This is a genomic window from Streptomyces beigongshangae (genome assembly GCF_019710745.1).
GTDB classification, from domain to species: Bacteria; Actinomycetota; Actinomycetes; order Streptomycetales; family Streptomycetaceae; genus Streptomyces; species Streptomyces beigongshangae.
This window is the reverse complement of the sequence record NZ_JAHKJW010000080.1, coordinates 1-18,685: the sequence shown is the minus strand read 5'-3', so window position 1 is coordinate 18,685 and position 18,685 is coordinate 1. Positions and strand designations below refer to the sequence as shown.

Annotated in this window: 12 protein-coding genes and 1 tRNA gene; 2 read left to right on the top strand and 11 right to left on the bottom strand. The window is 71.9% G+C overall.

What is annotated here, in order from left to right:
* Positions 1-149: 149 nt before the first annotated feature.
* From KM933_RS35195 to KM933_RS35160, 8 genes are all read right to left on the bottom strand, one after another.
* Positions 150-1,169: an ABC transporter substrate-binding protein gene (locus KM933_RS35195; protein WP_221360374.1), complete on the bottom strand. Its 1,020-nt coding sequence runs from the start codon at positions 1,167-1,169 to the stop codon at positions 150-152.
* A 161-nt stretch (positions 1,170-1,330) separates the two neighbouring features.
* A complete protein-coding gene (locus KM933_RS35190) occupies positions 1,331-2,380 on the bottom strand; it encodes a LacI family DNA-binding transcriptional regulator (protein ID WP_221360372.1) in 1,050 nt (349 codons plus the stop codon).
* A 783-nt stretch (positions 2,381-3,163) separates the two neighbouring features.
* Positions 3,164-5,929, bottom strand: coding sequence for a hypothetical protein (locus KM933_RS35185; protein ID WP_221360371.1), 2,766 nt, complete (start codon positions 5,927-5,929; stop codon positions 3,164-3,166).
* A gap of 547 nt (positions 5,930-6,476) precedes the next feature.
* A tRNA-Pro gene (locus KM933_RS35180) sits at positions 6,477-6,550 on the bottom strand.
* A 119-nt stretch (positions 6,551-6,669) separates the two neighbouring features.
* Entirely contained in the window at positions 6,670-7,605 is a 936-nt protein-coding gene (locus tag KM933_RS35175) for an ABC transporter substrate-binding protein (RefSeq protein WP_221360369.1), read from the bottom strand.
* Between the two features lie 58 nt (positions 7,606-7,663).
* Positions 7,664-8,353 (bottom strand): ABC transporter permease, encoded by a 690-nt coding sequence (locus tag KM933_RS35170; protein WP_221360368.1) that lies wholly within the window; start codon positions 8,351-8,353, stop codon positions 7,664-7,666.
* Complete coding sequence (locus KM933_RS35165; protein ID WP_221360366.1) at positions 8,350-9,015, bottom strand: ABC transporter permease; 666 nt, start codon at positions 9,013-9,015, stop codon at positions 8,350-8,352. The genes KM933_RS35170 and KM933_RS35165 overlap by 4 nt, the downstream gene beginning before the upstream one ends.
* Positions 9,012-10,310, bottom strand: a complete 1,299-nt coding sequence (locus tag KM933_RS35160; RefSeq protein ID WP_221360357.1) for an ABC transporter ATP-binding protein — start codon at positions 10,308-10,310, stop codon at positions 9,012-9,014. The genes KM933_RS35165 and KM933_RS35160 overlap by 4 nt, the downstream gene beginning before the upstream one ends.
* A 140-nt stretch (positions 10,311-10,450) precedes the next feature.
* Between KM933_RS35160 and KM933_RS35155 the strand changes: the two genes are divergently transcribed.
* Both KM933_RS35155 and KM933_RS35150 read left to right on the top strand, forming a co-directional pair.
* Positions 10,451-11,440, top strand: coding sequence for an ornithine cyclodeaminase family protein (locus KM933_RS35155; protein ID WP_221360355.1), 990 nt, complete (start codon positions 10,451-10,453; stop codon positions 11,438-11,440).
* Positions 11,437-13,047: an HAL/PAL/TAL family ammonia-lyase gene (locus KM933_RS35150; RefSeq protein WP_221360353.1), complete on the top strand. Its 1,611-nt coding sequence runs from the start codon at positions 11,437-11,439 to the stop codon at positions 13,045-13,047. The genes KM933_RS35155 and KM933_RS35150 overlap by 4 nt, the downstream gene beginning before the upstream one ends.
* A gap of 268 nt (positions 13,048-13,315) precedes the next feature.
* Here the strand turns inward: KM933_RS35150 and KM933_RS35145 are convergent, their stop codons facing one another.
* From KM933_RS35145 to KM933_RS35135, 3 genes are all read right to left on the bottom strand, one after another.
* Complete coding sequence (locus KM933_RS35145; RefSeq protein WP_221360397.1) at positions 13,316-14,788, bottom strand: glycoside hydrolase; 1,473 nt, start codon at positions 14,786-14,788, stop codon at positions 13,316-13,318.
* Positions 14,789-15,122: 334 nt separating this feature from the next.
* A complete protein-coding gene (locus KM933_RS40010) occupies positions 15,123-16,718 on the bottom strand; it encodes a C40 family peptidase (RefSeq protein WP_308013650.1) in 1,596 nt (531 codons plus the stop codon).
* 160 nt (positions 16,719-16,878) lie between these two features.
* Positions 16,879-18,685 (bottom strand): LamG-like jellyroll fold domain-containing protein (locus KM933_RS35135; RefSeq protein WP_221360351.1); only part of this gene is annotated, 1,807 nt, incomplete at its 5' end.

Here is an 18,685-nt window from a genome sequence, read left to right as displayed (position 1 = left end):
CGTCGAAGCCCGGATGTTCGGTCGGGCCCGGATGTTCGGTCAGGCCCGCGGGGAGCCCCCTCGTCCGGGACGGACCCGGCCGGACAGGGGCTCCCTGGCGGCGGACGCGGTCGGTCGGCGGGCGCCGGTCAGTACGTGCGGATCGGGGGTCAGTACTTGCGGGTCGGGAGGGCGTCCTTGGCCTGCTCCTGCAGGAAGTCGCCCTCCTTGGTCTTGATGCGGCGCTCGACCGTCTCCCCGGCGTCGACCTTCTTCACGAGGTCCATCAGCTGGGGGCCGAGCAGCGGGTTGCACTCGACAATGCCGTTGATCTTGCCCTCGGACATCGCGACGAAGCCGTCCTTCACCCCGTCGACCGAGATGATCAGGATGTCCTTGCCGGGCTTCTTGCCGGCCGCCTCGATGGACTGGATGGCGCCGAGGGCCATGTCGTCGTTGTGCGCGTAGAGCACGTTGATGTCCGGGTCGGACTGCAGGAAGGCCGCCATGACCTGCTTGCCGCCGGCCCGGGTGAAGTCGCCGGTCTGGCTGACGACGATCTTCCAGTCGTCCTTGTGGTCGGCGTCCATGACCTCCTTGAAGCCCTTGGCGCGCTCCAGCGCCGGGGCGGCACCCGTGGTGCCCTCCAGCTGGGCGATCTTCACCGCGCCCTTGTGGCCGGCCTTCTTCAGGACCGTCTCCAGCATCCTGCCCGCACGACGGCCCTCGTCGATGAAGTCGGAGCCGATGAAGGAGACGTACAGGGAGTCGTCGGAGGTCTCGATGGAGCGGTCGGTGAGGATGACCGGGATCTTCGCGGTCTTCGCCTCCTTGAGCACCGCGTCCCAGCCCGTGACGACCACCGGCGAGAAGGCGATGACGTCCACCTTCTGCGCGATGTAGCTGCGGATCGCCGAGATCTGGTTCTCCTGCTTCTGCTGCGCGTCGGAGAACTTGAGGGTGTAACCGGCCTCCTTGGCCGCTTCCTTGACCGACTTGGTGTTGGCGGTGCGCCAGCCGCTCTCCGAACCGACCTGCGCGAAGCCCAGAGTGATCTTCTTGCCACCGCCGCCGCCGTTGCCGGAGTCGGAGGAGCCGGAGGAGCTGTCGTCCTCCTTGGCACAGGCCGCCAGGCCGCCCGCGACCGCCACGCCGACCGCCGCGGTGAGGAAGTTCCTTCTGTTGAGCATGTTCTTCTCCTTTGAGGAGCGGGCCCGGAAGGGCTCGCTGGTGCGCGCTTGCGTACTCGCCGGGACAGGCCCGCTATGTCCAGCCTGTCGATCATTGTTCGAAATGCCGGTCAAAACAGGGCGTGCGGGAAACGGCCGGCGTGGGTTCAGGCGGGGCCGGTTCAAGCGGTCGGCGGGGCGCCTTGGTCGGAGGTGTACGGGAACGTGCTGGCACGGACGACGAGTTGGGGCTCGATGGCGATCCGCGGGACCCCGGACGGCTCCCGGCCCTCGATCAGGTCGAGGAGCAGGGCGATGCTCCGCTTGCCGACCTCCGCGAAGTCCTGCCGGACGGTGGTGAGCGGGGGCGCGAAGAACTCCGACTCCGGGATGTCGTCGAAGCCGGCCACCGCGACGTCCTGGGGGGTGCGTACACCCGCTTCGCGCAGGGCCCGCAACACCCCCAGCGCCATCTGGTCGTTGGCGACGAAGACCGCGGTCAGCCCCCGCCCCACCCAGCCGGCCAGCTCCTGGCCGGCCCGGTAGCCCGACAGCGGACTCCAGTCGCCGCGCAGGACCGACGGCGGTTGCACGTCCGCCCCTTCGAGGGTGGCCCGCCAGCCGGCGGCCCGGTCGGCGGCCTCCTGCCAGTCCTCGGGTCCGGCGAGGTGCCAGACCGTACGGTGACCGGCGGCCAGCAGGTGGCCGGTGGCCAGTCCGGCGCCCTCGCGCTGGTCGACGTCGACCCCGGGGATGCCCACGTCGGGCCCGCTGCCCACGGTCACCACCGGGAACGGACGGCGGAGTCCGGCGAGGGCCTCGACCGCCGACCGCTGCGGGGCGACGGCGACGACCCCCTCCACGCCGCCCCCCGCGAGGTGGTCCAGCGCCTCGGACAGCTCCCCGACGGTCAGCCTGCGCAGGCTGACCGTGGAGACGAGGTAGCCCTCGGCGCGCGCGGCCTCCTCCAGCGCGAAGAGGGTGCTGGCCGGACCGTAGAGGGTGGTGTCCGAGGCGACCACACCCAGGGTCCGGGTGCGCCGGGTGACCAGGGCGCGTGCGGAGGAGTTGCGGCGGTAGCCCATCTCCTCGATCGCGTGCAGCACCCTGGCCCGTGTCTCGTCCCGCACGTGGGGGTGGGCCCCCAGCACACGGGAGACGGTCTGGTGGGACACGCCCGCCAGTCGCGCGACGTCCGCCATGGTGGGCGGCCGGAGCTGGGGTTGTGCCATGGCCGCACCTCCTCGGCGGTCGTGTACCGGAAGAGCCCCGTGCCGTACGCGGCCGTCCGGTCCGGTCCGCCACGGAGGCGGCCGGTGATTGCGGAGGTCATTGTGAGCGCTAACAATTCACCCGGGTCAAGGGGGCCGACAGCAGGGAGGGCATCACGTTTGAGTAACGCACCGGATGCGGGCGGTTGCGGAACGACGGGCCGCGGAACGCCGCGCGACGGGGTTCGGCGAAGGTATTGACGGGCAACGGGCGCGGCTCTAGATTTCGGCACCGAAACTTCGAACCCCGAACGAAATACCGGACATTGACGATGATCGGATCCAGCCGCGGGCGCGGGCCGTCGCCCGCCCCCACTGGGTCGGGTCGTACTGCCGGCTGCCCATGTGCCGGCTCAGGCCGGCCGGGTGGAGCCTGCTGCCGGCCGCGTGGGGGCGAGCCGGGCCGCCTCGTCCTCCGCAGCCGAAGCGGCCCGCGAGGGGCTGGGCGGCTCCGGTCGAGTGCCCGTGCGCGAAACGGACGAACACCGGTGGGCTCCGCCTCTCCCGCCGGGACCTCCACGGCACCCGGCGCGGACGCCACCGCCCGTGACCGGACGCGCGGCGGCCCCGGAAACGGTCGAGGGCCGGTTCCGGGTACCTCCGGAACCGGCCCTGACCTGCTACCCCTTGCCGCCCGGGAACAGGGCCCGAGGGTACTTCGGGGAGGGCGGTGATCCACGGCCGGCTCGGCCGCCGGTGCTGTTCACTGTGTCGTTCTGCGCGGTGAGGTTCACCGCGAGCGGGCTACTTCCTCCTGCCTCGGGCTGTCCTGGCCTTGTTCCGGTGGATGGTTGCGCGGGTCTCCTCGGCCTGCGCCCGGATGGTCCTCTGGACCGCCGCGGGAAGGCCCTTGCCCTTGAACGTGGCGACCATCCTGTCGAGCACGGCGTCGGCTTCCGGCAGGTTTCCGTCCTTGGCGTGGACACGCGCGAGGCGGCGCATCGTCTTGTTGAGGGTGATGTTGTCGAGGCCGCCGTCGCCGGTGGAGGCGTTGATGGCCGCGCCGAGCTGCTGCACGCTCTCCTTGATGTCGGGTTCGCGGACGACGAGCCGGCCGTCGCGGACGTGCTGGAAGTGACGCCCGGCGTTGGCGCCGCGGGCCAGTCGGGCGTGCACCGCCAGAGGGTGGTCTCCGTGGCGCTCGATGACCTCCTGCAAGGCGTCGTTGCCGTTCTGGAGCTGAGGCGCGTCGGAGCCGAGGAACGTCAGCAACTGGCCCTGGTCGTCCCCCATCAGGAGCTCGCCGACCTGCTGGTCCGCACGGACGAGCGGCTGGCGGATCCGGACCGTGCGTGGCGCGGAGACCACGTGCGAACCGTCGGGAGCCTGGTAGACGGCGGTCACCTTGTACAGGCCGGGCTCGCTGAAGTAGAGCCCGTCGGCGCCGTACCCGAGGTAGACGCCGGCGTAGACGGCGGGCGCCGCGGCGGTGAGCGTGGTGGTGTCGTGCCTGCCGCAGGTACGAGTGAGTGGCCGGAACACGCGCGTCTGGTTGTAGGGGTCGGTGATCGCGACGGTGACGTGCCCCGCCTCGGGATCCAGCTCGGGCAGCACGGCGACGTCGCCGCGGCCGCCGGTGCGGCCCAGCTTGAACTGCGCGACGACCGGTTCGCCGTACTCGAAGGCCGCCTGCCCCTCCACCGTCAGTACGAGGCCGGACTCGTCGGTCAGCGGCTGCGTGAACAACTCCATGGACGGCTGCTCCTTGGCGGCGCCGGTCACGAAGTCGTTGCCGCCCATGACCACGTTCCGGTAGAAGCCGTGCCGCAGGTGCCGGATCTCGTCGTCGGTGAACCGGAACGGGAAGGCACGGAAGAACGCGGCGGTCCGCTCGTCCACGGCCGCACTGCTGTCGCCCTGGTAGAGGTGCGGATACTGCATCCACGACAGGTCGCCGTAACCGTTCAGGGGACCCGACGGCGCGGGCGGGGACGCCGCCCTCTTGGAGAAGGAGTGCAGCAGGTTGAAGGCGTGGCCGAGTTCGTGGACGTAGGTGTGCAGCTCGTCGTTGGTGCCGGGGGTGTTGCACTCCGTGAACACCGCCATGCCCTGCCGTTGCAGGCCGATGGTGTCGAACATGGTCCCGGCGATCCTCCTGCTGTCGCCGTCGGCGTAACCACCCGCGACCAGGGTCCACAGCTTCCACTGCGGTACGTCACGGTAACCGCTGAAGTTCGCCACCATCGCCGCGTGCAGCTCGGCCTTGGACCACAGCCGGTCCGTGTCGGCCCCGCTGAGGGAGATGACGTTGCTGCCGGAGGTGCGCAGCTCGATGCCCGCCTCGGCGAACGAGGAGGGCACGGTGAGCGTCCGGTTGGCGTAGCCGGGAGGTACGGGGGCCTTGGAGGTGTCGTAACCGACGATCGCGGTCTCGCCGGCCACCGTGTCGACCTCGTAGTCGACGGTGCGGAAGTACGTGGACACCCTGGGCAGGTTGCGCCAGTTGTCGTAGTAGTAGTCCTCGTCCTCCAGGTACAGCCACTGGGCCGCGGACGCCGGCTGGCCGGTTGCGGTCAGCGGGATCAGGAGCTGGACCATGGTGGCGGGGCGGGTCGGCGGTGTGGCCCACGCGAGTCCCTTGCCCGTGACCACCATGTAGGTCCCGGTCCATTGCACCTCCGCACCCGCGGAGCGGAAGGAGTTGGAGTAGGCGGTGCTCCCGCCCGACTCCGTGAAGAGGTCGCCGCTGATCGTGGACAGCGTGCCGACTCCGTCGACGTCGACGCGTGCTTCCACGGTCAGGCCGGCGTTGGTGGCCCGGTAGGTCCCGGACACGGGGAGGTACTGCGTCGTGTACGTCGTCGGAAGCTTGCCCAGACCGGTGGTCAGGGAAGTGAGCGGGCCCGACTTCTCCACGCCGGTGCTCCAGTTGAGGACGATCCCGTCGGCTCCCTTGACGAGCAGCGAACGGCGTACACCGGATGCGGGAGGCAGCGCGACGACGTGGTCGAGGTCGGAGCGGAAGCCGGCCGGGAGCTGGGACCAGCCCGGCGCGTCCGCGTCCGGACCCTGGGTGATGAGCACGTCCCGTTCGACGGACCCGGCGGACACCCCCCAGTTGCAGGTGAGGACCCGGCTGCCCTTGAACACGTAGGTACGCCACTCGTTCGCCGGTGAGTTGGGGGCCTGCAGCAACACGTCGACGTTGTCCTGCCGGTCCGCGGGCAGCCAGGAGCGCATCACCAGCTGTTCGCGCTTGACCACGCCGGTGCCCACGCGGTACCGCAGGCTGTCCGAACCGGTGATGAACAGGTACTGCGCCGACCCGTCCGTGTGGGCGGGCAGTTGCAGCACGGCCTCCGGATACAGCTTGAAGTCCTGGTACTCGTACTTGGCCAGGTCGGCGAACTGCCCCCCGTACGCTTCATGGGTCGCCGCGTCGAAGAGCAGAGTCGTCTCACCGGTGCCCGCGGCACTACCGGGCCGCAGGAACATCGCGGACCACCCCTGGCCTGTCGGGCACGCCACCGCGCAGCGGAACCCCGTGGACTTGTGCCTCAGGAACGCCATGAGCGTCCCCCCTCCGGGCATGGATCGCGGCTCCGGCGACGCGACCGCTGTGCCCACACCTCAGCACTGAGGCACTCATTCCCCCCTACGCCCTACCAGCCAACCCGCACGGTATCCGGACACCGCTCAGCGGACGCCCGCCGCAGGCCCGACAGGCACCACTGGCCCTACACCGCCCCGCAGACCCCGGCTGCACCCGGCCCTGACCGGAACCTTCCGAAAATGCCCACGGATGACAACAACACAGGACACGGGCGGCTGTCAGCACCCCGTCCGTTGGACCCGCCGATTCCGGCATCCGGAAAAGGGACAGCTTCACGGCCGGTACCCGGCAGACGGACCGCGGCAGACGAGAAGACGCCTCTGCCGGAGGGGTGGCCCGCGTGTCCGGCCACCTCGCGCGGACGCCGGGGTACGGCTGGGGTACGAGCCGCCGGCCCCCCGGTGCGCCCGCTGGACCGCCTGGTCCCCACAGGGTCCCCGAGGCGTACGCCAAAGGGCCCGCCGGATTCCTCCGGCGAACCCTCTGACCTGCGACTTCGTAAAGTCGGGACGACAGGATTTGAACCTGCGACCCCTTGACCCCCAGTCAAGTGCGCTACCAAGCTGCGCCACGTCCCGATGCGCCCCGTCGCGGTGAACCGCGTGATCGCGCGAACAGAACCCTACCGCACACGGCACGGGCGGCCGCCCGTGCCGCCCGGGGCCGGGCGGCCTGGGCGGCCTGGCCGCCGTGCCGGTCAGCTCGTGAGACCGGCCGACTTCAGCCACTCCTCGGCCACGTCGGAGGCGTCCTCCTTGTCGTTGACGAGCTTCTCCATCATCTTCAGCAGGTCCTCGGTGGTGAGCTCGGCCGAGATGGCGTTGAGGGCCGACCTGGCCTCGCCGTTCACCGAGGACTTGTGGACGAGGGGGGTGACGTTCTGCGAGGAGAAGAGGTTCTTCGGGTCCTCCAGGACCACGAGCCCGTCCTCGATGATGGCGGGGTCGGTCGTGTAGAGGTTGGCGGCCTGCACCTTGCCGTCCTTCAGCAGCTTCAGCAGGGTGCTCTGGGCACCGGCGTCCAGCGGCTGGAACTTCCCGAACTCCACCCCGTAGACACTCTTCAGACCGGCTCCGCCCTGGGTGCGGGTCTTGAACTCCGAACCGGCGCCGATGGTCAGGTCCTTCGCGACCGGCTTGAGGTCGGCCAGGGTCTTGAGGTCGTACTTCTCGGCGGTCTCGGCGGTCACCGTGACCGAGTCCTTGTCCTCTGCCGCGGCGGAGTCGAGTATCTCGACCGACTTCGGGAGCTTCGCCTTCAGCTCGGCGTTGATGTCCTCCGTGCTGGTGGCGGTGCTCTTCTTGTCGACGGCCACGGACAGCAGCGCGCCGTTGTACTCGGGGAAGACGCCGATGCCCCCCTTGACGACCTGGTCGTAGTAGACCTCGCGGGCCCCGATGTCGAACTTGCGGGTCACCTTCAGGCCCTTGTCCTCCAGTGCCTGGGCGTAGATCTCGGCGAGCAGCTGGTTCTCGGGGAAGTTGGCCGAGCCGACGACGACGGCCTTGCCGCTTCCGCTGTCGCCGCCGTCGCCCGACAGCGGGTTGTCGCCGCCGTCGTCGCTTCCTCCGCAGGCGGTCAGGGCGAGCGCGGCGACGACACCGAGGACGGCGGCGCGGTACGTGGCTTTCATGGTGTTTCCCTTCTCGGGTACAGCTCAGGTTCAGGTGGGGCGCGGAGGTCGGTGGCGGTCAGGACTTGGTCGCCGCGGCCCGCAGTCCCGGTGAGACGACGGCGCGCCGCAGCGCGGTGAAGACGGCCTGGACGACGAGCGCGAGGGCCACGACGACGGCGGAGCCGCCGATGACCAGTTCGTAGTCGTTGCGGGAGAGCCCGTCGACGATGAAGCGCCCCAGACCGCCGAGGCCGGGGTACGCGGCGACGGTCGCCGTGGCCACCACCTGGATGGCGGCGACCCGCAGGCCGAGCAGGATCAGTGGCAGTGCCATCGGCACCTCGACCTTCAGCAGGACCTCCCAGCCGGTCATGCCCATCCCCTTCGCGGCGTCCCGGGTGTCGGGGTCGACGCCGTGGACCCCCTCGAAGGTGTTGATGAGGATCGGCGGGACGGCCAGCGCCACGAGGGCGACCAGTACGGGAGTGGTGCTGAGGCCGGCGAGGGTCACGACGAGGACGACCAGGCCGAAGGTGGGGATCGCCCGTGCGAGGTTCGCGAGGGTGGCGACGGCGAACGCACCGCGGCCGGTGTGCCCGACCAGCAGTCCGAGCGCCAGCCCGATCACCGCCGCGAACAGCAGGGACAGACCGCTGTAGGTCAGGTGCTCCAGGAGGCGGTGCGGGATGCCGTCGTCACCGCGCCACTGCTGGGACGAGGTCAGCCAGTCACCGACGAGCTCCAGCTGGTTCAGGAGATCGTTCACGCCTTCGCCCCCTTGCCGCGCGCCCACGGGGTGAGCAGCCGCTGCGCCAGGACGAGCAGGGCGTCGGTGGCGAGGGCCAGCAGCATGATCAGTACGGTCGCGGTGATGATCGGGGTCGGGAAGTCGAGCTGGAGGCCCCGGGTGATGTAGTAGCCGAGGCCGCCCTGGCCGATCAGCTGCCCCACCGCGACGAGGCTGATGGAGGAGACCGCGGCGACCCGTACGCCGGCGACGACGACGGGCACGGCGATCGGCAGCTCGACCTGGACGACCCGGCGGACCGTACCGAATCCCATCGCGGTGGCCGCCTGCCGTACCGGATCGGGGACCGAGGCGAGCCCGTCCACGACGTTGGGCACGAGGACCGACAACGTGTAGAGGGTCAGCGGGATCATGACCGTGCGCTCCGTCAGCCCCGTGTAGCGGACGAAGATCATGAAGAGGGCCAGCGACGGGATGGAGTACAGGACGTTGGCCGCGGTCAGGGTCGGCGGATAGACCCATCTCCAGCGGTGGCAGAGCATGCCGAGGGGCACGGAGATGATCAGCCCGAACAGCACGGGCAGGAGGCCCAGCCGCAGATGGACCCCGGTGTAGTGGGCCAGCTCACCGAGGTGGTCGCCGATCCACACCCACCGTACGAGCGGCTCGCCGTCCCTCATCGGCCCTCACCGCCCTTCGCGCCGGCGGGGCCGGTGACCCGCGGACCGCCCGCACCCGCGCCGCCGTCGACGGGCCGGTTCCCGGGCTCCCCGGGCTCCCCGGGCTCCCCGGCAGGCTCGCCCGCCTCCGCCGCCCCCGGCGTGGCCCCGGGGGCCACGGCGGCGTCGGCGGTCGCGGGGGTGTCGGCGGTCGCGGGGGTGACCGTCGTCGTCTCCGTCATCGCCGCCGACAACTCGTACGCGTCCGCGACCCCCGCGACCGCCCCCTCCGCGTCCACGCCCACCGCGAGGCGGGACGGGGACAGGAGCGCCGCGTCGAGGGCGGCCCGGGCCGAGTCGCCGGCCAGGCTGAACGTGTGACCGAGCGGGGCCAGCTGTACGTCCGCCAGGGTGCCGCCGACCGGGAGGCCGGCCACGGCGGCCCAGCCGAGCGGCCGCCGGGCGGCGTCCACGGCGAGCACCCAGGGCTCGTCCAGCGCCCGGGCGGCGGCCACGGAGGCGGTCACCGGCAGCACCGGGCCCTCCCGCAGCGGCAGACCCGACGCCTGGACGAAGGAGAGCCGGCGGATGCCCCGGTCCTGCCCGACGAAACCGGCCACGAAGTCGTCGGCCGGGTGCGCGAGCAACCGCTCCGGCGTGTCGAACTGCGCGAGCCTGCCACCGGTCCGGAACACCGCGATGTTGTCGCCCAGCTTGATCGCCTCGTCGATGTCGTGCGTGACGAACACGATCGTCTTGTGCAGCTCCTTCTGCAGCCGGAGGAACTCCGCCTGCAGCTCCCCCCGCACGATGGGGTCGACCGCGCTGAACGGCTCGTCCATGAGCAGTACGGGCGGGTCCGCGCCCAGCGCCCTGGCCACTCCGACGCGCTGCTGCTGCCCGCCCGAGAGCTGGTACGGGTAGCGCTTGGCCATCGTGGCCGGCAGTCCCACCAGTTCGAGCAGCTCGGCCGCCCGCTTCCGGGCCTTCTTCCTGCCCCAGCCCAGCAGCAGCGGCACGGTCGCCACGTTGTCCAGGATCGTGCGGTGCGGGAAGAGCCCGGCGTGCTGGATCACGTAACCGATGCCCCTGCGCAGTTCGGGGGCGGCCACTTCGCGGATGTCCCGGCCGCGCAGGCTGACCGTGCCCGCCGACGGCTCCACCATGCGGTTGACCATGCGCAGGGTCGTGGTCTTGCCGCAGCCGGAGGGACCCACCAGGACCGTGATGCCTCCCTCGGCCAGCTCCAGGGACAGGGCGTCCACCGCTGTGGTGCCGTTGGGATAGTTTTTGCTCACCGCATCGAATTTGATCAAAGCTGCCCCTTACCCGACTGCATATCGTCATGCAGAGTTGTTCGTGACTGAATTTCAGTCAATCCCGTTTTGTGAACGGGGCGTTACGTTCGCCCGAAGAAAGCGAGAGGCCGCCCGTTATGACCGCCTCCGACCCTATTATGTTCACATTCCTGAACGGCTCGGACATCGAGCAGCTGGCACTGGACGACTCCGAGGTGCTCGACGCGGTCGAACAGGGACTGCTCGCCCAGGGTCGCGGCGAGACGGTCGTCGAACCACGGGTGCATCTCACACCCGACCCCGCCTTCAACGGCCACTTCAACGTCCTGCGCGGCTATGTGGCCCCGCTGGGCATGGCCGGGGTCAAGATCGTGGGCGACTACGTCGACAATTACAAGTCGGGGCTGCCCTCCGAGATGGCCCTGCTGAACCTCTTCGACCCGCGTACGGGCATGCCGCTGGCCGTCCTGGACGCGACCGCGATCACCGAGATGCGCACCGGCGCGATCACCGCGCTGGGGGCACGGCATCTCGCCCGGCCCGGTGCCGGGGTGCTCGGTCACATCGGCGCCCGGGCCACCTCGTACTGGAACGTGCGGCTCCTCGACCGGCTCCTCGATTTCGACGAGATCCGCGTCCACTCGCGCCGCCCGGAGAGCCGCGAGGCCTTCGCGGAGCGGCTCGAACGCGATCTCGGCAAGCCCGTGACCGTGACCGGTGACTGGAAGTCGTGCGTCGAGGGCGCCGACGTCGTCGTGGAGGCGTCCCGGCTGGAACGGCCCGAACCGCTGCTGAGGACCGAGTGGATCGCGCCGGGCGCCCTCGTCGTGCCGTACGGGACGATGAGCGCGGTCGAGCTCACCCTCACCGACATCATGGACAAGGTCGTCGTCGACGACTGGGGCCAGTGCCGGTCCGGGCCCTTCGGGGCGTTGCGCGCGCACGTCGAGTCGGGCCGGCTCAGCGAGTCGACCCTGCACGCCGAACTGTGCGAGATCGTCGCCGGTGACAAGCCCGGCCGGGAGCGGGACGACGAGACGGTCCTCTTCTGGCATCGCGGCCTCTCCCTGTCCGACATCGCCCTGGGCGCGGCCGTGCTCGCGAAGGCCCGGGAGCGCGGACTCGGGCAGGAGCTGCGGTTCTCATGACGGGTCCCTACCCCGCCGGACCCGAAGCAGTGATCCCCGCCGGACCCGAAGCAGTGATCCCCGCCGCACTCGGAACCGTGGTCCTCGACGGCCGCACGCTGTCCTGCGAGGACGTGGCCGCCGTCGCCCTGCGCGGGGCCCGGGTCGGTCTCGCGGCCGATGTGTTCCCCCGGCTGGCGCGCGAGCGCGCGGTGGTCGACGACGCGGTCGACCGCGGGGTGCCCGCGTACGGTCTGACGACGGGGCTCGGCAGCCGGTCGTCGTACGCGCTGCCGCGCGAGGAACTGGCGCGCTTCAGCGTGCGGACGGTGCGCGGCCGGGCCAACGCGGTCGGGGACCCGCTGCCGAGCCCCGTCGTACGCGCCGCCCTGGTCGCCCGCGCCAACGGTCTGGCGGGCGGGGGCAGCGGAGTCCGGCCGGAGATCGCGTCGCTGCTCGTCGGCATGCTCAACGCACGCGTCCATCCGCTGATCCCCGAGGTGGGGTCGATCGGCGCGTCGGACCTGTGCCAGATGGCCCATGCCGGCCTCGTCGTCATCGGCGAGGGCCGCGCCGAACTCTCCGGCGAGGTCCTCGACGGCGCGACGGCCCTGCGGCGGGCCGGGCTGGTCCCGGCGGAGCTGGGACCGAAGGACGGGCACGTGCTGTGCAGCGCGAGCCCGCTGGCCGCCGGCCACGGTGGGCTCGTACTGCACGAGGCGGTGGTCCTCCTGGGTCTGGCCCAGGCGGTGACGGCGCTCACCTTCGAGGGCTTCAGGGCGAACACCGGCCCGCTGGACCCCCGGGTGCTGGGACTGCGCCCGGCGCCCGGGCAGTCCCGGGCGGCGGCGGAGCTGCTCGCGCTCCTGGCCGGGGGTGAGCTCACCGACCCCCGGCACGCGCGGCGGGTCCAGGACCCCGTCAGCCTGCGCTGCGCGGCCCAGGTGCACGGGGCGCTGCACTCCGCGCTCGACTTCGCCGGCGCCGCGCTGGACCCCGAGCTCAACGGCAGCGGCGACAACCCGGTGGTCCTGGCCGGTACCGACGAGGTGCCCGGTGGGATCCTCTCCTCCGGGAACTTCCACACCCCCGCCCTCGCCCTGGCCCTGGACACCCTCGCGCTGGCCCTGACGCAGACCGCGGCGCTCTCCGCGGAGCGCATGCGCAGGCTGCTGGACCCCGGGCTCAGCGGACTGCCCGCGAACCTCTCCCCGTACGGCCCGGAACGCTCGGGTTTCGCGCCGCTGGCCAAGACGGCGCAGGCCCTGGTCGCCGAGATCCGGCTGCTGTCGGCCCCGGTGTCCACGGATCCACGGCACGGCGCGACCGGTGTGGAGGACGACTCGACCAACGCGGCGCTCGGGGCCCGGCGGCTGTCGACGATGCTCGTCCGGCTGCGGCAGCTGCTCGCCGTCGAGGCACTGGCCGCGGCGCAGGCGGTGGACCTGGCCGCGCCCGGCGCCCTGGGACGGGGGGCCGGGCTGCTGCATCGGGCGGTCCGCGCACTGGTCCCACCCCTGGACGACGACCGCCCCTGCGGCGCGGACGCGGACCGGGTGAGCGGGGACGTCCTCGCGTCCGACGAGCTGCGGAGCGCCGTGCGCGCCCTGCTGGCGGGGGCTTCGTGACCCCGGCGCCGACGGGCGGGGGCCGGCCACGCCCGGACGGCGTACCGAGGGACCGGACGACGTACCGAGGCGGTGGGCCGGAAAGCCGGACCCGTTCCGCCGCGGCGGCCGGATCGGCCGCCGCCCCGACCGTCTCACGGTGGAGGATCGCCCGGGCCACGGAGCGCAGGCCGATCCTGGCCCGGGACGCGCGAAGGCGGGTGTCTCGGTCCGAGACACCCGCCCACGGGGCGACGGCATCACCGCCCTGGTCGTCGCGTTCCGGCGCTCACACCGCGACCCCGTCGACCTCGAAGGTCTGCACGGAGCCGGCGGCGAACGGCACACTCAGACTCTTGCCGTTCAGATAGGTGTCCGAGCGGGCGGTGTAGAGGTCTCCGCCGCCGGAGGTGAGCGTGCTCCATCGGCGTACGAGTCCTCCCGTGCCGCCGGTGACCTGGCCGAAGCGGGAGAGGTCGAAGGTCAGCGTCTGCGCGGCGCCCGGGTTGACCGCCACGAGGACCAGGCGCCGCTGTGCCGCGTCGTGGGCGGCGACCGCGTAGCCGGCCCCGGTGCCGAGGATGGTCATCCCGGGCCGGATGTGCCGGCTGAACTGCGCCATCACGTAGTACTTGGTCTGCACGGTGGTCGGCTGGAGCGTGTTCTGGTCGTACGCGATCATCGCCCAGCCGGTGGACGGGTCCATCACCTGCCAGTAGACCCAGGCGGTCGGGTGCAGCCAGCGGAGGTCCAGGCACAGGTTGCCCGCCAGGGTGAGGCCGGTGCCGTCGCTGTCACCGGTCTCGGAGTTCCACAGTTTCCTGCCCGCCGTGGTCACGACATCGGCGTGGAGGAGGTCGCGGCGTCCGCCGGAGCCCTGGTAGCCGTGCACGTTGACCTGGCTGACCAGCGCCCTGGTCGACGTCCCGAAGGAGTTCCAGGTCGTACGGGCCAGGTCGTAGCTCGTCTCGTCGGACGCCGAGATCCTGACGCCGGACAGACCGCGTCTGTCCAGCTCGGCGCGCAGGTGCGGGAGGACCGCCGCCTGCACGGACGCGTCCATGTGGCAGCCCTCCTGGGTGCCGGTGGCGGTCCACCAGCCGGACGAGGGCTCGTTGAAGGGGTCCACGGTCGCGAAGTCCACGCCCCAGTTGTTCCGCGCGTACAGCGCGACGGCAGCCAGGTGGGAGGCGTGCTGGCGGTAGTTCCAGGACTGGAGGTTGTTACCGCCGCCGGACGCGCCGGAGGGGTTGTGGTTGAGGCACATCCACCACATGGGCGAGTTGGCGAACAGCTCGGTGACGGCACCGCGCCGGACCGCCTTGACCAGGGCGGCGCGCTGGTTGGCGTCGGCCGTCCAGTCCCAGGCGGCGGAGGCGGGGTCCTCGTTGTTCCAGTCCTGCCAGTAGCCCTCGATCTGCTTGAACGCCGGGATGTTGGGCGAGGCGGCCATGCTCTGGCCGCCCACGCTGTTCCAGCTGCACGCGCCCAGGTTGTAGCGGGCGATGTTCATCCCGAGGCCGGGCAGGGTCCTGCCGCCGTACGCCACGGACTTGGTGGTGAAGAAGATGTCGGCGAAGTCCTCGCGCGCGCCGAACACGTTGGCCCACCACGCGAGGGAGGTGCCCCAGCCCTCCCAGCGCCCGTAGGTGGTGGCGGGGTCGACCGCGACGGTGGCGTCGGCCCGCGCGGTACCCGTGGCCAGCGCGCTGCCGAGCAGTGTGCCGCCCGCCGCCGCCAGCAGCGATCTGCGCTTGACCATGGAGCCTCCTGTCGCGCTCATGTCAGGACCTGCTTGAAGAATGAGGCGGCGGCAAACCGTTGTCGAGGCGTGTGACAGCGCTTTCTGTTTCGATAGTTGCGGACGGGACGCGGAGGGACTGCCGAGAACCGTCGATGGGCTGCCGGTGAGCTGCCGATGGGCTACCGGTGGGCTACCGGTGCGCTGCCGACGGGTGGTGGACGACCTCGAAGCGAGTCCCGGACGGTGCGCCGCGATGCCGCCCCGGGAGACGGGGGAAACCGTGCCGTCGTCCGCGGGACGGATCTGGGGCGGCCGTCGGCCGCGTCCACCGTCGCGCGGGTCCCCCACCGGCTCAGGCGGGCCGGACCACGCTGTGGATCGCCGACTCCCCCGCCCGGTGGACCGACTCCTCGCGTATGGCCGCCCCCGGGCTCGGTGCGTGGACCATCATGCCGTCGCCGGTACAGATGCCGACGTGCCCCACCGGCCCGTTGAAGAAGATCAGGTCGCCGGGCCGGATGTCGGAGACGGGGACCGTCGTGCCCGCGGTCGCCTGGTCGTGGACGGAACGCGGGAGCGCGACACCGGCGGTGCGCCAGGCGGCCTGGGTGAGGCTGGAGCAGTCGTACGAGCCGGGACCCATCGCACCCCACACGCACGGCTTGCCGATCTGCCCGCGTGCGAACTCGACGGCCCTGGCGCCCTGTCCGCCGTGTCCGGGGCCGGGCCGGCCCCGCATGTCCTGGGCGACTCCGGCGGCGATCGGTGTACTGGCGTCGATGTACAGCCCCGTGCCGGTGTACTGGTCCGCGCCGAGATACATACCGCTGCCCAGGGCGGGCTCGGCGGCGACCCGCATCTCCGGGAGGGGGTACGCGCCCGTGCCGGTGTGGAGCGGGTCCTCGGCGTACGGCGCGTTTCCGGCGGACGGCTGCTGCCACGGGCCCGCCCCGGTCCGGGGCGGGGTCTGCTCCCCGGCGGGGCGCCAGGCGCTGTCGGCCGGCCGCGACTCGATCGCCGCGACGGGGGCGGGGGCGGGAAGGGCGGCGAGCCGCCCGGCGGCATGCCCGGCCAGCAGTTCGCGGGCCCGCCCGAGCTTCCGCTGGTTGCGCTGTTTCATGGTCCGCAGCGGGGCCCGCGACGCCTGCAGCACCTGCGGCGACTCGGCGGAAGCCGGTCCGGGCAGGGTGCTGCCGGTTGCCCGGCGCTGCGCCGGCACGGCCGGCAGCGCGGCAACGGGGCCGGCGGCCGGTTCCGCCACCGGTCCGGCCGTCAGCTCCGCCACCGGTCCGAGGGCGCTTCCGGCCGGGCCCGCGGTCAGCTCCAGGACGGGTCTGTCCGGCGTCTCGCGCCCGCGGCTCCCCGGACGTCCGCCGGAATCCGCGGGCCGGGCGCCGGGCGCGCCGCGGTCCGGACTCCTGTCGGGCGGGAGCACCGCCGGGAACAGCGGGCCCAGCCGGGCGCGTCCCACGTCGAACCACTGCCGGGCGACGTCCGCCGACGAGGCGGTCGCACCGGTGGCCGCGCCACGGTCCGCCCTGTCCCCGGACGACGGCGCCGGGGCCGGCAGCGGTGCCGGCGCCACTGCCGGCGTGACCGTGCCGCGCGTCACCCTGGTCATCGCCCGGGTGGCGTTGAAGTTCCCGGTGGCGCTCTCGACCCGGTCGTAGAGGCTGGCGATCCGCTGCTGGACCTCTTCGCGGCTCGGCTCGTCGCCTCCCGGGGGGAACCGGTCCGCGGAGGCGGGGCCCGCCTTCACGAGGGCGGAGCTGGGGATGCCGGGGAGGCTGGTGCCTCCGGGGCGCGGCGTTCGTTCCGGCGCGATGGGGGACGACTCCTTCCGTGCTCCGCCTGCCGGGTCGACGGCCGGGTCCGACCGGACCTCCGGCTCCGGCTGCCGCGGGGGCCTGCCGGATTCGGCGGGGCCGCGCGACCCGGCGGGGTTCACCGGAGGAAGTCGAACGGCCTGCCGGTCAACTTAGCCAACTTGTGTACCTCACGTGAAGATTGAAGTGCGAAGTGTCCGATATGTAAATGTGACCTTCGTCGTACCCCGATCCCCACCCCCACGCGAAGGCTCCCCGCTCCTACGCGAAGGGGCCCTGCTCCTACGCGAAGGGCGCGAGGAACTCCCGTACGGACAGGGCGCGGTTCACGATGCGGGTGTCGCCGATCCAGCCGTAGAAGCCCTGCGAGAAGCGCTCGTCGAACTGGGTGGCCCCCAGCACGAAGGGCTTGCCGAGGGTGGCGATGCCGGTGGACGGCTGCGCGGGATTGCGGGCGATCTTCGAGCCGTCCACGTACATCAGCGTACGGCGCCCGTCGTTGACGAGGGCGATGTGCATCCAGCGGCCCACGGGCACCGCGTGGCTCCACGACGTGGGGTCGGCGTCCTGGCGCTGCGGATAGACCACGAACTGGAGGAACCGCTCGGGCGAGAGGTTGAGGCTGCAGGTGGGCTCCAGCGGGGACCAGCCCGTGGTCTTGCCCGCGTCCCCGTTGCGTCCCTCCCAGCTGAGGACGCCCATCCAGGAGTGGTCCCCCTCGAAGGGCTCGGGCAGCCTGATGAACGTCTCGATGGTGTAGCCGCGGGTGAACTTCTCGCTGTTCAGGGCCGCTCCGGCCGCCGTCCTCAGGATCGCGCCGCGGTCCGGGCCCTTGCCGCCGTCGAAGCGGAGGCTGGCGTGGCCCGGCTGGCCCGGGTGGTGGTCGGGCGACCAGGTGAGGGCGTCGGGGCCACCGGCGGCCAGCCGGCCGGCGACCAGGTCGTTGCCGTTGCCGGTGAGGTCGCGGACGACCGCCCCGTTCTCGACGGGCCGGCCCGCCGTTCCGCCCGCCTTCGTCCCGGACGCGTCGAAACGCCAGTACGCGACCGTGCCGCGCGGCATCACCGCGGACGCGGGACGCGGCTTCGGGGGCACGACGGGGGCGAAGCCCGCGAAGCGCCCGTCGAAGTCGATGTCCAGGCTGAACCGGTCGGCGGGGCCGGTCAGTTCGATGGTCTCGGCCTCCAGCGCCGTCCGCTTCCCGGGATCGCGGGCGAGGAGCCACGGCGAGAAGGTCTCCACGTCGACGACACCGCGGGCCAGGTCGAAGCCGTACGTGCGGATCATGCCGGCGCCGCCGTAGTAGCGGTCCTGGTAGTTGGTGATGTGGACGTGGACGTCGTTGCCGGCGTCGTTGCGCAGCACCGTGCGCCCCGGCGGCCAGTAGTGCCCGCCCAGCGCGAGGAAGATCTGGTCGTTGCCGCGGATGAGGCCCTCCCACAGCCGGGTGCCGTTGTCCGACAGCTGCGCCCTGCCGTCGTCGTCGGCCCAGGCGATGTCGTGCGTCGTGAGGACGGCGGGCAGCGTGGGGTGCGCGTCGAGGACGCCCTGCGCCCACCGCATCCCCTTGTCCGACATCCGCCAGTCCAGGGCGAGGACCAGCCACGAGCGGTCCGCGGCCGCCAGCACGTGGTAGGTGTTGTAGCCGTCGGGCGAGGCGCCGCGGTACGTCGGCATGGACCGGTAGCGGGCGGGCCCGAACGCCGCGAGGTACGCCGAGTCACCGCGCTGGTCGTCCCCCGAGCTGATGTCGTGGTTGCCCGCCAGGACGCTGTAGGGCACCTTGCCGTGGAGGGTGCGGAAGGTGTCGGCGGCGCGTTCGATCTCGTCCTCGGTGCCGTGCTCGGTGACGTCACCGAGGTGCGTCATGAACGCGATGTTCGCCTCGCCCCGCTCGGCGACCAGGTGGCGGAACGCCTCCCGCAGCGGCGCGGGGTCGGTGCTGTCCGCGTCGAAGAGGTACTGGGTGTCGGGGAGGACGGCCAGCACGAAGCGCGGGCTCCGCGGGTCGAACCGGCCGCCGGCCGCGGCGGAGGCGGGGGCGGAGGCGGCCTGCGCCGTCGTCCCGAGGCCGGCGACCGCCGCGCCC

Coding starts and splice junctions, on each gene's coding strand:
- KM933_RS35195 (WP_221360374.1), bottom strand. CDS start 1,169: ATGCTCAACAGAAGGAACTTCCTCACCGCGGCGGTCGGCGTGGCGGTC.
- KM933_RS35190 (WP_221360372.1), bottom strand. CDS start 2,380: ATGGCACAACCCCAGCTCCGGCCGCCCACCATGGCGGACGTCGCGCGA.
- KM933_RS35185 (WP_221360371.1), bottom strand. CDS start 5,929: ATGGCGTTCCTGAGGCACAAGTCCACGGGGTTCCGCTGCGCGGTGGCG.
- KM933_RS35175 (WP_221360369.1), bottom strand. CDS start 7,605: ATGAAAGCCACGTACCGCGCCGCCGTCCTCGGTGTCGTCGCCGCGCTC.
- KM933_RS35165 (WP_221360366.1), bottom strand. CDS start 9,015: ATGAGGGACGGCGAGCCGCTCGTACGGTGGGTGTGGATCGGCGACCAC.
- KM933_RS35155 (WP_221360355.1), top strand. CDS start 10,451: ATGTTCACATTCCTGAACGGCTCGGACATCGAGCAGCTGGCACTGGAC.
- KM933_RS35150 (WP_221360353.1), top strand. CDS start 11,437: ATGACGGGTCCCTACCCCGCCGGACCCGAAGCAGTGATCCCCGCCGGA.
- KM933_RS35145 (WP_221360397.1), bottom strand. CDS start 14,788: ATGGTCAAGCGCAGATCGCTGCTGGCGGCGGCGGGCGGCACACTGCTC.